Annotated in this window: 9 protein-coding genes; 4 read left to right on the top strand and 5 right to left on the bottom strand. The window is 71.2% G+C overall.

Annotated features, from left to right (window positions below; translation table 11 throughout):
- Positions 1-50: 50 nt before the first annotated feature.
- From FHG89_RS17600 to FHG89_RS17610, 3 genes are read right to left on the bottom strand one after another with little or no spacing between them, the layout of a single operon-like run.
- Entirely contained in the window at positions 51-815 is a 765-nt protein-coding gene (locus FHG89_RS17600) for a succinate dehydrogenase/fumarate reductase iron-sulfur subunit (protein WP_139585473.1), read from the bottom strand.
- The gene (locus tag FHG89_RS17605; protein WP_139585474.1) at positions 812-2,749 is read right to left on the bottom strand and encodes a fumarate reductase/succinate dehydrogenase flavoprotein subunit; all 1,938 of its coding nucleotides are present in this window, start codon (positions 2,747-2,749) and stop codon (positions 812-814) included. The genes FHG89_RS17600 and FHG89_RS17605 overlap by 4 nt, the downstream gene beginning before the upstream one ends.
- 1 nt (position 2,750) lies before the next feature.
- Positions 2,751-3,434, bottom strand: a complete 684-nt coding sequence (locus tag FHG89_RS17610; RefSeq protein WP_139585475.1) for a succinate dehydrogenase cytochrome b subunit — start codon at positions 3,432-3,434, stop codon at positions 2,751-2,753.
- A gap of 83 nt (positions 3,435-3,517) precedes the next feature.
- Between FHG89_RS17610 and FHG89_RS17615 the strand changes: the two genes are divergently transcribed.
- Positions 3,518-4,447, top strand: a complete 930-nt coding sequence (locus FHG89_RS17615; RefSeq protein WP_139585476.1) for a LysR family transcriptional regulator — start codon at positions 3,518-3,520, stop codon at positions 4,445-4,447.
- A 164-nt stretch (positions 4,448-4,611) separates the two neighbouring features.
- Entirely contained in the window at positions 4,612-5,652 is a 1,041-nt protein-coding gene (gene rfbB, locus FHG89_RS17620) for a dTDP-glucose 4,6-dehydratase (RefSeq protein ID WP_139585477.1), read from the top strand.
- A gap of 40 nt (positions 5,653-5,692) precedes the next feature.
- Here the strand turns inward: rfbB and hrpA are convergent, their stop codons facing one another.
- On the bottom strand, positions 5,693-9,769 hold the full coding sequence (hrpA, locus tag FHG89_RS17625; RefSeq protein WP_139585478.1) for an ATP-dependent RNA helicase HrpA: 4,077 nt from the start codon (positions 9,767-9,769) through the stop codon (positions 5,693-5,695).
- A 119-nt stretch (positions 9,770-9,888) separates the two neighbouring features.
- On the opposite strand from hrpA, the gene FHG89_RS17630 reads away from it, so the two are divergent.
- The gene (locus FHG89_RS17630) at positions 9,889-10,257 is read left to right on the top strand and encodes a cytidine/deoxycytidylate deaminase family protein (RefSeq protein ID WP_139585479.1); all 369 of its coding nucleotides are present in this window, start codon (positions 9,889-9,891) and stop codon (positions 10,255-10,257) included.
- Between the two features lie 2 nt (positions 10,258-10,259).
- Here FHG89_RS17630 and FHG89_RS17635 read toward each other — a convergent pair whose 3' ends face one another.
- Complete coding sequence (locus FHG89_RS17635) at positions 10,260-10,619, bottom strand: YciI family protein (protein WP_139585480.1); 360 nt, start codon at positions 10,617-10,619, stop codon at positions 10,260-10,262.
- Between the two features lie 119 nt (positions 10,620-10,738).
- Between FHG89_RS17635 and FHG89_RS17640 the strand changes: the two genes are divergently transcribed.
- On the top strand, positions 10,739-12,461 hold a 1,723-nt coding region (locus FHG89_RS17640; RefSeq protein ID WP_139585481.1), incomplete at its 3' end, for a multicopper oxidase family protein.

Below are 12,461 nucleotides of genomic sequence, written 5' to 3' on the forward strand. Positions count from 1 at the left end.
GGACCGCCGCAACCCCGATTCGGGGGTACGGCGGTCCGGTGGTGCGTGGGTCAGGAGCCGGGGGTGTTGCCGGCGCCCTTCGTGGTGGCGGTGAGGTAGTCGCGGTTGAGGCGGCCGATGGTGTTCAGCGGGATGCCCTTGGGGCAGACCACCGTGCACTCGCCGGCGTTGGTGCAGCCGCCGAAGCCGGCCTCGTCGTGCGCGTCGACCATGCCGATCACCCGGGTGTAGCGCTCCGGCTGGCCCTGCGGCAGCAGCGAGAGCTGGGTGAGTTTGGCGGCGGTGAAGAGCATGCCGGAGCCGTTCGGGCAGGCCGCGACGCAGGCGCCGCAGCCGATGCAGGCCGCCGACTCGAAGGCGGCGTCGGCGTTGGCCTTGGCCACCGGGGTGGAGTGCGCTTCGGGCGCGCTGCCGGTGGGCGCGGTGACGTAGCCACCCGCGGCGATGATCTTGTCGAAGGCACCCCGGTTGACCACCAGGTCCTTGATGACCGGGAAGGCGCTGGCCCGCCACGGCTCGATGTCGATCGTGTCGCCGTCCTTGAACTGCCGCATGTGCAGCTGGCAGGCGGTCGTGCCGCGCTGCGGCCCGTGCGCGTCCCCGTTGATCATCAGGCCGCACATGCCGCAGATGCCCTCGCGGCAGTCGTGGTCGAACGCGACCGGGTCCTCGCCGTCGAGGATGAGCCGTTCGTTGAGCACGTCGAGCATCTCCAGGAACGACATGTCCGGGGACACGTCGTCGACCGGGTAGGTCACCATCCGACCCTTGTCCTCAGGGCCCTTCTGGCGCCAGATGCGCAGGGTCAGGTTCACTTGTAGCTCCGCTGCGTGGGGTGGACGTATTCGAACTTCAGGTCTTCCTTGTGCAGCACCGAGGGCTCGCCGGTGGCGGTGAACTCCCAGGCCGCCACGTACGCGAACCGGTCGTCGTCACGCTGCGCCTCACCGTCGGGGGTCTGGTGCTCGGCCCGGAAGTGGCCGCCGCAGGACTCCTCGCGGTGCAGGGCGTCGATGCACATCAGCTCGGCCAGTTCGAAGAAGTCGGCCACCCGGCCGGCCTTCTCCAGCGACTGGTTGAGCTCCTCGCCGGTGCCGGACACCTTGACCCGCTGCCAGAACTGCTCGCGCAGGTCGCGGATCTCGCCGATCGCCTTGCGGAGCCCGGCCTCGCTGCGCTCCATGCCGCAGTGCTCCCACATGATCTGGCCCAGCTCCCGGTGGAACGAGTCCACGGTCCGGTCGCCGTCGACGGCCAGCAGCCGCTGGATCCGGTCCTCGACGTCGGTACGCGCCTCGACCGCCGCCGGGTGGCTGGCGTCGACCTTCTCGAGGGGGCCGGAGGCCAGGTAGTTGGCGATGGTGGTGGGCAGCACGAAGTACCCGTCGGCGAGGCCCTGCATCAGCGCCGAGGCGCCGAGCCGGTTCGCGCCGTGGTCGGAGAAGTTCGCCTCGCCGATCACGAACAGGCCGGGGATGCTCGACTGGAGGTCGTAGTCGACCCAGAGGCCGCCCATCGTGTAGTGCACGGCGGGGTAGATCCGCATCGGGACCTCGTACGGGTCCTCGCCGGTGATCCGCTCGTACATCTCGAAGAGGTTGCCGTACTTGGCCTCGATGGCCTTGCGGCCCAGCCGGTCGATCGCGTCGGCGAAGTCGAGGTAGACGCCGAGCTTGGTCGGCCCGACGCCCCGGCCCTCGTCGCAGACGTTCTTGGCGGCGCGGGAGGCGATGTCGCGGGGGACCAGGTTGCCGAAGGACGGGTAGATCCGCTCCAGGTAGTAGTCCCGCTCGTCCTCGGGGATGTCGCGCGGGTTGCGGTCGTCGCCCTTGGTCTTCGGCACCCACACCCGGCCGTCGTTGCGCAGCGACTCGCTCATCAGGGTCAGCTTCGACTGGTGGTCGCCGGAGACCGGGATGCAGGTCGGGTGGATCTGTGTGTAGCAGGGGTTGGCGAAGTACGCGCCCTTGCGGTGCGCCCGCCAGGTGGCGGTGACGTTGCAGCCCTTGGCGTTGGTGGAGAGGTAGAAGACGTTGCCGTAGCCGCCGGAGGCGAGCACGACCGCGTCGGCCATCTCGGTGCTGATCTCGCCGGTGACCAGGTCCCGCACGACGATGCCGCGGGCCCTGCCGTCGACGAGGACCAGCTCCAGCATCTCGTGGCGGGCGTTCATCTCCACGTTGCCGAGGCCGATCTGCCGCTCCAGGGCCTGGTACGCGCCGAGCAGCAGCTGCTGGCCCGTCTGGCCCCGGGCGTAGAAGGTGCGCTGCACCTGGGCGCCACCGAAGGAGCGGGTGTCCAGCAGGCCGCCGTACTCGCGGGCGAACGGCACGCCCTGCGCGACGCACTGGTCGATGATGTTTACCGACACCTCGGCCAGGCGGTGCACGTTCGACTCGCGGGACCGGAAGTCGCCGCCCTTGACGGTGTCGTAGAACAGCCGGTGCACCGAGTCGCCGTCGTTGCGGTAGTTCTTCGCGGCGTTGATGCCGCCCTGCGCCGCGATCGAGTGCGCGCGGCGCGGGCTGTCCTGGTAGCAGTAGGACTTCACGTGGTAGCCCTGTTCGGCCAGGGTGGCCGCCGCGGAGCCGCCGGCCAGGCCGGTGCCGACCACGATGACCGTCATCTTGCGGCGGTTGGCGGGGTTGACGAGCTTGGCCTCGAAGCGTCGGGTCTCCCAGCGCTTCTCGATCGGGCCGGTGGGAGCCTTCGTGTCGGCGATCGGGTCGCCCTCGGTGAAGAGTTCCATGTCAGGACACCAATCCGGTGAGAACGGCGAACGGGACCACCAGGTATCCGGCGCAGAGCGCCACGGCGAAGATCAGCGCGGCGGTGCGCGCCCGCCGCTCGCCGCGTGGCGTCTGCTGGCCGAGGCTGCGGAACGCGCTGAACGCGCCGTGGCGCAGGTGGAAGCCGAGCGTGACGATCGCCAGGGTGTAGAAGAGCGTGACGTACCAGCGTTCCGGCGCGAAGTCGGCGACGACGTTGCCGTACGGGTTGCCGGGGTCGCCGACCGGGTTGAGCGTGCCGGTGGTCAGGTCCAGGAGGTGGTAGATCACGAACAGCAGGATGATCACGCCACCCCAGCGCATGGTGCGGGCCGCGTAGCTGCCCCGGACCTTCTTGCGGTGGGCGTACTTGACCGGGCGGGCGGCGCGGGCCCGCAGGGCGAGCACGGTCGCGGCCCAGATGTGGGCGACGACGGCCACCACGAGCACGGTGCGCAGGATCCACAGGAACCAGACGCCGGGCAGCAGTGGCTTGCCGATGTCGCGCAGCCAGTGCGCGTAGTGGTCGAACGAGGTCTCCCCCGTGAACACCTTCAGGTTCCCGAGCATGTGGGCGATCAGGAACAGCACCAGCAGGATGCCCGTCACCGCCATGACGGCCTTGAGGCCGACGTTCGAGCGGATGGGCGACCGAGTTTTCGTCATTACCACCTGACCGACGCTAGGAGGACTTTGATCAGTCGTCCAATGCATCGAACTCGCAGTGTTGATAGTCATAAGCTATGTAGATGCAGCTCCATCAGCTTCGGTACTTCGTCGCGGTGGCCGAAGTACGACATTTCACCCAAGCCGCCGACCTCGTGGGCATCACTCAGCCTTCTCTCAGTAAGCAAATTCACGCTCTGGAGACCGACCTCGGGGCGCCCCTGTTCGAGCGGGTAAGGGGCAACATCACCCTCACGGCGGCCGGCGAGGTGCTGCTGCCGTTGGCCACCCGGATCCTCGCCGACGTGGAGACCGCCACCCGGGAGGTGCAGGAACTGGTCGGGCTGCGGCGCGGGCGCGTCCGGCTCGGCGCCACCCCGAGCCTCGCCACCTCCCTCGCCCCGCCGGTGCTGCGCCGGTTCCGAGACGCGCACCCGACCGTCGACCTGCGGGTCGAGGAGGGCGGCTCCCAGGACCTGGTACGCGACCTGCTGCGCGGCGACCTGGACCTGGCTTTGATCATCATGCCCGCGCAGGGCGCCGACCCGGGTCTGCGCGTCGACCCGATCCTGCGCGAGAGCCTCGTGGTGGCGTCGGTGGACGAGGTGCCGACCGCCTCGGCGACCGGGGAGCTGCACATCACCGACCTGCGCGACCAGCCGATGGTGATGTTCCGGGAGGGGTACGACCTGCGTGACGCCACCATCCAGGCGTGCCGCGAGGCGGGCTTCGAGCCGACGTTCGCGGTGGACGGCGGCGAGATGGACGCCGTCCTCAGCTTCGTCGAGGCCGGGCTCGGCATCGCGCTGGTCCCCGGCATCGTGCTGGCCCGACGGCCCGGGGTCCGGATCACCCCCCTCGCCCCGCCGGGGGTGCGGCGGACCATCGCGGTGGCCCGTCGGCGCGACGTCGTGCCGACCCACGCCGGCCGCGAGCTACGGCGGATCCTGCTCGACTACGTGCAGTCGGCCATCGAACGCGACGACCTTCCCCCGGGCGTGGATCCCCGCTGACCAGCCCGATAAAGGGTCTGTTGGGTTAATTCGTCCTTAAGGGCGCCGTATCACTGTCAGTGTTGATGATCGTCACCTAAGGTGGGTTCTTGCACGGGGCAAAAGCCCCATTCGTCTCAGCACAGCTCACCGGTGGACATTTATCGCCGGCAGGGAGGCCACACATGAGGATCCTGGTTACCGGCGCCGCTGGCTTCATCGGTTCGCATTTCGCGCGCAGTCTGCTCAGCGGGCGCTATGTCGGATTCGAGCACTGCGACGTGACGGTGATCGACAAGCTGACCTACGCCAGTGATCGGGCCAACCTGCCGGCCGCGCACCCCCGTCTGACGTTCATCCGCGGGGACATCTGCGACCGCCAACTGCTCGCCGACGTGGTGCCCGGACACGACGCGGTGGTGCACTTCGCCGCCGAGTCGCACGTCGACCGGTCCATCGACGACCCGGCGCCGTTCTTCGAGACCAACGTGATGGGCTCGCACCACCTGCTGGCCGCCTGCGCGCGCGGTCGGGTCGGCCGCGTCGTGCACGTCTCCACCGACGAGGTGTACGGCTCGATCAGCGAGGGCTCCTGGAACGAGAGCTGCGTCCTGGAACCGAACTCACCGTACGCGGCCTCGAAGGCGGCAAGCGACCACGTGGTGCGCTCCTACTGGCGCACATACGACGTGGACGTCTCCATCACCCGCTGCGCCAACAACTACGGGCCCTACCAGAACGTCGAGAAGGTCATCCCCCGGTTCGTCACCAACCTGCTCTCCGGGCAGGACATCACCCTGCACGGCGACGGCGGCGCGGTGCGCGAGTGGCTGCACGTGGACGACCACTGCCGGGCCATCGCGCTGGTCCTGGCCAAGGGCCGCGCCGGCGAGGTCTACAACATCGGCGGCGACGTCGAGTTGACCAACCGGGCTCTCACCGAGCGGATCCTGCGGCTGGCCGGCGCCGGCTGGGAACGGGTCCGGCACGTGCCGGACCGCAAGGTCCAGGACCAGCGCTACTCCCTGGACTACCGCAAGATCTCCGAGGAGCTCGGCTTCGAGCCGCAGATCCGGTTCGAGGACGGACTGTCCGAGGTCTTCCACTGGTACCGGGAGAACCGCGCCTGGTGGGCGCCCACCGCCACCGAACCCCGGGGCGCGGCGCTGACCAGCTCCGTGCGTGGCGTCCCGGCCAGCCGCGCCCTGTCCGTCCAGGCCCACTGACCGGTCCGCGACCCGGCCCGACCGATCCGGCCGGGCCGGGTCAGCGGCCCTCGGCCTCGTCCATGGCCCGGTAGATCCGCTGCTCCGAAACCGGGTACGGGGTGCCCAGCGCCTGCGCGAAGACGTTCACCCGCAACTCCTCGATCATCCAGCGGATCTGCCGGACGGCCGCCTCCTGCCGGCGTGCCGGTGGCAGGGCGGCGAGCAGGTCGTCGTACTCCTTCTGCACCACCGCGATCCGGTCCTGCTGCTGGCGGTCCCGCTGCGGGTTGCCGCCGAGGCGGTCCAGCCGGCGCTCGATGGCGGTCAGGTAGCGCAGCAGGTCGGGCAGGCGGGCGTACCCGGTCTCGGTGATGAAGCCGGCGTGCACCAGCCCCGCGAGCTGCTTGCGGATGTCGGCCAGCGCCGCCACCACCGCGAGGTTGCGGGTGGCGCCGAGCCGCTGCTCCACCGCGTACGCGGCGGCGAGGACCTTGCGGACCCGGTCCATCACCTCGACCACTGTGTCGACCAGGTCGGCGCGGACCTTCTCGCGCAGCGCGGCGAACCCGTCGGCGTCCCACGCCGGCCCGCCTGCGGCGTCGATGAGCCGGTCGATGGCGGCGCCCGCCGCGTCCTCGATCAGCTCCTGCACGCCGCCGTGCGGGTTGCGGCTCAGCGCCAGCTTCGCCTCGTTGCTCAGCCGTCCCTGCAGGAACCGCGCCGGGGACGGCACGGTGAGCCGCAGCAGCCGGCGGGTGCCCGCCCAGTGCGCGGCTTCGGCCTCGCCGGGGGAGTCGAACACCTTCACCCCGACCGTCGCGCCTTCGTCGACAAGCGCCGGGTACGCGGTCACGGCGTAGCCGGCGCGGACCTGTTCGATGGTGCGTGGCAGGGTGCCGATGCTCCACTCGCGCAGGCCCGTCCGGGCGACCTCCGGCGCGGCCGCCGCCACCACCTGGCGTACCTCCTGGCGGAGCTGGCGTTGCAGGGCCGGCAGGTCCTTGCCCTCGGCGACGGGCTTCTCGTCGTCGCCCAGCACCCGGAAGGTGACCCGCAGGTGGGCGGGGAGCTTTGCGGGTTCCCAGGCGTCCCGGGGCACGGTGACCCCGGTCATCCGCCGCAGCTCGCGGGTGAGCGCGTCCAGCAACGGCTCCTTGCCCGGGGTGATCGCCGCCAGGGCGGCCCGGGCGAAGTCCGGCACCGGCACGAAGTTGCGGCGGATCGCCTTCGGCAGCGAGCGGATCAGCGCGATCACGGTCTCCTCGCGCAGCCCCGGCACCTGCCAGTCGAAGCTCTCCGCGGGCACCTGGTTGAGCAGCGGCAGCGGGATGTCCACGGTGACGCCGTCGGTGGGCGTACCCGGCTCGAACCGGTAGGTCAGCGGCAGACTCACACCGTCGGCCTGCCACTCGTCGGGGTAGTCGTCCTCGTCCACCCCGGCCCGGCCGTCGTTGATGAGCAGGTCGCGGGTGAACGTGAGCAGGTCGGGCTGCTCCCGGCGGGTCTTCTTCCACCACGAGTCGAAGTGCCGGCCGGAGACCACGTCGGCGGGGATCCGCTGGTCGTAGAAGCCGAAGATGGTCTCGTCGTCGACAAGGATGTCCCGGCGTCGGGCCCGGCTCTCCAACTCCTCGATGTCGGCGAGCAGTCGCTTGTTGTCGGCCCAGAACTGGTGGTGGGTCTGCCAGTCGCCCTCGACGAGGGCGTGCCGGATGAACAGCTCCCGGCTCAGCGCCGGATCGATCCGCCCGAAGTTGACTTTGCGGGAGGTGACCAGCGGGACGCCGTACAGGGTGACCTTCTCGTAGGCCATCACCGCGGCCTGCTTCTTCTCCCAGTGCGGCTCGCTGTAGCTGCGCTTGACCAGGTGCTGCGCGAGCGGTTCGACCCATTCCGGCTCGACCCGGCCGGCGATGCGACCCCAGAGCCGGGAGGTCTCCACCAGTTCGGCGGCCATCACCCAGCGCGGCGGCTTCTTGAACAGCGCCGAGCCGGGGAACAGCGCGAACTTCGCCCCCCGGGCACCCAGGTACTCGTGCTTCTGGGCGTCCTTGAGGCCGATGTGCGACAGCAGGCCCGGCAGCAGCGACTGGTGCACCTTCGGGGTGTCGATCTCCTCGGGCAGGTCCGCGCCGCCACGGCGCCCCGTACCCCGGCCGGCGTCCGCGTCGCCCGCGGCGTCGCGCGCCGGCCGCCCGCCGCGCCGGTCGCCGTCCTGTGGGGTACGCAGCACCTGCCGCAGTTGACCGACGATGTCCTGCCATTCGCGGACCCGCAGGTAGTTCAGGTACTCCGTCTTGCACATCCGGCGGAACGCGCTGGAGGACAGCTCCCGCTGCTGCTCGCGCAGGTAGCGCCACAGGTTGAGGTACGCGACGAAGTCCGACTCGGAGTCGGCGAACCGGGCGTGCGCCTGGTCGGCTTGGGCCTGCTTCTCCGCCGGCCGCTCGCGCGGGTCCTGGATGGAGAGCGCGGCGGCGATCACCAGCACCTCGGTGGCGCAGCCGTTGCGCTCGCCCTCGACCACCATCCGGGCCAGTCGCGGGTCGACCGGCAGCTGGGCCAGCCGCCGGCCGAGCGCGGTGAGCCGCTTACCCGGGTCGGTCTCGGTCGGGTCCAGCGCGCCCAGCTCGTGCAGGAGGTTGACGCCGTCGGTGATGTTGCGCCGGTCCGGCGGGTCGATGAACGGGAACGCGGCGAGGTCGCCCAGCCCGATGGCCGTCATCTGGAGGATGACCGACGCCAGGTTGGTGCGCAGGATCTCCGGGTCGGTGAACTCGGGGCGGGACAGGAAGTCCTGCTCGTCGTAGAGGCGGATGCAGATGCCGTCCGACGTACGGCCGCAGCGGCCCTTGCGCTGGTTGGCCGACGCCTGGGAGATCGGCTCGATGGGCAGCCGCTGCACCTTGAGCCGGCTGGAGTAGCGGGAGATGCGGGCGGTGCCCGGGTCCACCACGTACTTGATGCCGGGCACGGTCAGCGAGGTCTCCGCGACGTTGGTGGCGAGCACCACCCGGCGCGAGCTGTGCGCGGCGAAGACCCGGTGCTGCTCCGCGCTGGACAGCCGGGCGTACAGCGGCAGGATCTCGGTGCCCAGCAGGGAGCGCTTCTTCTGCACCAGCTTGCCCAGCGCGTCGGCGGTGTCCCGGATCTCCCGCTCGCCGCTGAGGAAGACCAGGATGTCGCCGGGACCCTCGGCGGCCAGCTCCTCGACGGCGTCGCCGATCGCCTGGATCTGGTCGCGGACGTTCTCCTCGTCGCCGTCGCCGTCGCCGTCCTCCTCGCCCTCGGCCACCTCGACCAGCGGCCGGTAGCGCACCTCCACCGGATAGGTGCGCCCGGACACCTCGACCACCGGCGCGGGCACGCCCTGCGGCTCGTCGGCGGTGGCCGGGCCGGCGAAGTGCCGGGCGAAGCGGTCGGTCTCGATGGTCGCCGAGGTGATGATCACCTTGAGGTCGGGTCGCCGGGGCAGCAGCTCCCGCAGGTAACCGAGGATGAAGTCGATGTTGAGGCTGCGCTCGTGCGCCTCGTCGATGATCAACGTGTCGTACTGGCGCAGCATCCGGTCGGTCTGCAACTCGGCCAGCAGGATGCCGTCGGTCATCAGCTTCACCAGGCTGCGCTCGCTGACCTGGTCGGTGAAGCGCACCTTGTAGCCGACCACGTCACCCAGCTCGGTGCCCAGCTCGTCGGCGATCCGGTCGGCCACCGTCCGGGCCGCCAACCGCCGGGGCTGGGTGTGCCCGATCAGGCCGTTGATGCCGCGTCCCAGCTCCAGGCAGATCTTGGGCAGCTGGGTGGTCTTGCCGGAGCCGGTCTCGCCCGCCACGATCACCACCTGGTGATCACGGATGGCGGCGGCGATGTCGTCCCTGCGCTCACTGACCGGCAACCCCGCCGGGTACGTGATGACGGGTACGGCCGCTCGCCGGGCGGCGATCCGCTGCTCGGCCCGGGTCACGTCGGCGCTGATCTCGGCGAGTGCCGTCTCCAGCCGCTGGGGATCGCGCAGCTTGCGAGCGCCGTCCAGCCGCCGTTGGAGCCGGCGCTGGTCGCGGAACATCAGGGGAGAGAGGCGGCGGTGCAGCTCGCGTACCGGATCGGTCGCGGCGGAGGCGGCTGGATTCTGCATGTCGTGCCCAAGGATAGGCAGCCGCGCGGCGTACCGCCCCCGGGTTACCGCCGCGCCGGTGCCGCGCCGCTCGAACGGCCGTCTAGTGTTGCGGCCGACGTCGAGCTGGGGGGCCGGAAATGGAGCTGCGGGACACCGACCGGGCGTTGGTGCAGGCCGCGACGGCGGTCGCCAAACTGCGGTGCCGCAGCCAGAGCCACACAGTGGCCTCGGCGGGGCGGACCGCCGACGGGCGGGTCTTCTCCGGCGTGAACGTCCAGCACGGCACCGGGGGCGCCTGCGCCGAGCTCGTCGTCGTCGGCACGGCGGCGACGCAGGGCGTGACGGCGCTGGAGACGATCGTCACGGTGACCGACCGGGGGCGCGCGGTCAGCGTGCCGTGCGGCGACTGCCGGCAGGTGCTCAGCGGCCACTTCCCGTCGCTGCGGGTGATCATCGGTGAGCCGGACGCTCTGCGGGTGGTCGAGATCGGGGACCTGCCCGGCTGACGTCAGTCGCCGGCGGCCGCCTCCAGCATCGACCGGGGCATCGGCACCCCCTCGAACCGCACGTTGCCCTCCGGGACCAGCCAGCTCGTCACCCGCGCGGTCAACCGCCCGGCGCGCACGGCCGGGTCGTTGGCGAACAGCGCGCGGGCCTCGTCCGGGGCGATGGAGAGCACGACGAAGCCCCGCAACCGGTCGTCGTCGGCGTGCAGGAACGGACCGGCCGCGAGCACCAGCCCCTGCTCCACGAGCCCGGCCTGGTGGGCCAGGTGGGCGTCCTGCAGCCGGTCGATCGCGTCCTGGGGCAGCTCCGGCGGATCCGACGGTCGGACCAGGAGGACGACCGTGTGCTGGTCGAATCGCATGTCCACACCCTATGACGTGAACATCCCTCTTATGGGTGTCATGCACCATCTGTCCGCCGTGCGGTCGTCCGCGAAACTCATTCTCTTACTGAGGGTCGCAGGCGATCAGGAGGTGCGGAATGGTCAGCAGACGACGACTGCTCGCGGCCGGTGCCGCCGGCGGTGCCGCGGTTATGGTCCCGGCGGGCTGGACGGCGTCCAGCCCGGCGCTCGCCGCGGCGCCGCTGGACGCTGCCGACATCCCGAAGTACGTCGCGCCGCTCCGGATCCCAGCGGCCATGCCACCGGTGGCGACCGGACCGGAGCGGGACACGTACGTCATCGCGGTGCGTCAGTTCCGCCAGCAGATCCTGCCGCCGTCCTGGCCGCGCACGACGGTGTGGGGTTACGGCTCCACCGCCCACCCCGCCAGTTTCGGCTACCCGTCGCCCACGATCATGGCTCGGGTGGGCCGCCCGGTACGCGTGACCTGGGTCAACCAGCTCGTCGACGACCGGGGTGACCACCTGCCGCACCTGCTGCCGGTGGACCCGACCCTGCACTGGGCCAACCCGCCGGGTGGAACGGCGGGCCGGGACCGGCACGGCCACCGGGACGGCGACCCCCGCGGATACCGGGGGCCGGTGCCGCAGGTGGTGCACCTGCACGGCGCGCACAGCACCCAGGAGAGCGACGGACACGCCGAGGCGTGGTACCTGCCGGTGACCCGGGACCTGCCGCCCGACTTCGCGGTGGCCGGCAGCGCGTACCGCGAGTTCCGGTCCCGCTTCGCCGAGGCCTGCGGCCTGCGCTGGGCACCGGGATCGGCCACCTTCGAGTACGCCAACGACCAGCGGCCCTGCACCCTCTGGTACCACGACCACACCCTCGGGCTCACCCGGGAGAACGTCTACGCCGGGCCGGCCGGGTTCTACCTGCTCGGCGGCGGGGACGACCTGCCGGACGGCGTACTGCCCGGCCCGGCGCCGGCCCTCGACGACCCGCCGCACGCCCGGCACCACGACATTCCGCTGCTGATCCAGGACCGCAGCTTCGGCGCCGACGGCAGCCTCCGCTACCCGGGCGGGCACGCGTCGCACGGCGACGAGGCGCGCTGGACGTCGGAGTTCTCCGGCTCCACAATCGTGGTCAACGGCCGTACCTGGCCCTCGCTGACCGTGCAACCCCGGCGCTACCGGTTCCGGCTGCTCAACGGCTGCAACAGCCGCTTCCTGATGCTCAGCGTCGTCGCCAACGCCACCGCGCGGCCGGCCCGTGCGGTGCTGCCGGTCTGGCAGATCGGCAGCGACGGCGGCTTCCTGCCCGAGCCGGTGCCGCACGACCGGGTGACCCTCGGCCCCGCCCAGCGGGTCGACGCCGTCGTCGACTTCACCGACGTCCCGGCGGGCACCGAGCTCTACCTGGTCAACGAGGGGCCGGACTGGGCGTACCGGGGCGGTCGGCCCGGGGTGGACTTCCCGCCTGCCGACCCGCGGACCACCGGGCAGGTGCTGCGCTTCGTGGTCACCGAGGCGGCCGGCGTGGACACCAGCGTGCCGCCGGAGCAGCTGCGGCTGCCGTCACACCCTCCGCTCGGGCCGGCCGAGCGGGTACGACGGCTGTCGCTCAACGAGCGGATGTCCGGCCGGTCGATGGTCATGCTGCTCGGCACCCTCGACGAGCGCGGCCGGGGCCGGCCGCTGCGCTGGAGCGACCCGGCGACCGAGCAGCCCGTCCTCGGCGCCACCGAGGTGTGGGAGGTGCGCAACTTCACCCGGCACGTGCATCCGGTGCACCTGCACCAGGTCCAGTTCGAGCTGCTCGGTCGGGGGCATTCGGGCGGGGTGCAGCCGGACCCGGGGG

Source organism: Micromonospora orduensis, from assembly GCF_006228125.1.
Lineage (GTDB): Bacteria > Actinomycetota > Actinomycetes > Mycobacteriales > Micromonosporaceae > Micromonospora > Micromonospora orduensis.

Coding starts and splice junctions, on each gene's coding strand:
- FHG89_RS17615 (WP_139585476.1), top strand. CDS start 3,518: ATGCAGCTCCATCAGCTTCGGTACTTCGTCGCGGTGGCCGAAGTACGA.
- FHG89_RS17635 (WP_139585480.1), bottom strand. CDS start 10,619: ATGCGATTCGACCAGCACACGGTCGTCCTCCTGGTCCGACCGTCGGAT.
- rfbB (WP_139585477.1), top strand. CDS start 4,612: ATGAGGATCCTGGTTACCGGCGCCGCTGGCTTCATCGGTTCGCATTTC.
- FHG89_RS17630 (WP_139585479.1), top strand. CDS start 9,889: ATGGAGCTGCGGGACACCGACCGGGCGTTGGTGCAGGCCGCGACGGCG.
- hrpA (WP_139585478.1), bottom strand. CDS start 9,769: ATGCAGAATCCAGCCGCCTCCGCCGCGACCGATCCGGTACGCGAGCTG.
- FHG89_RS17610 (WP_139585475.1), bottom strand. CDS start 3,434: ATGACGAAAACTCGGTCGCCCATCCGCTCGAACGTCGGCCTCAAGGCC.
- FHG89_RS17605 (WP_139585474.1), bottom strand. CDS start 2,749: ATGGAACTCTTCACCGAGGGCGACCCGATCGCCGACACGAAGGCTCCC.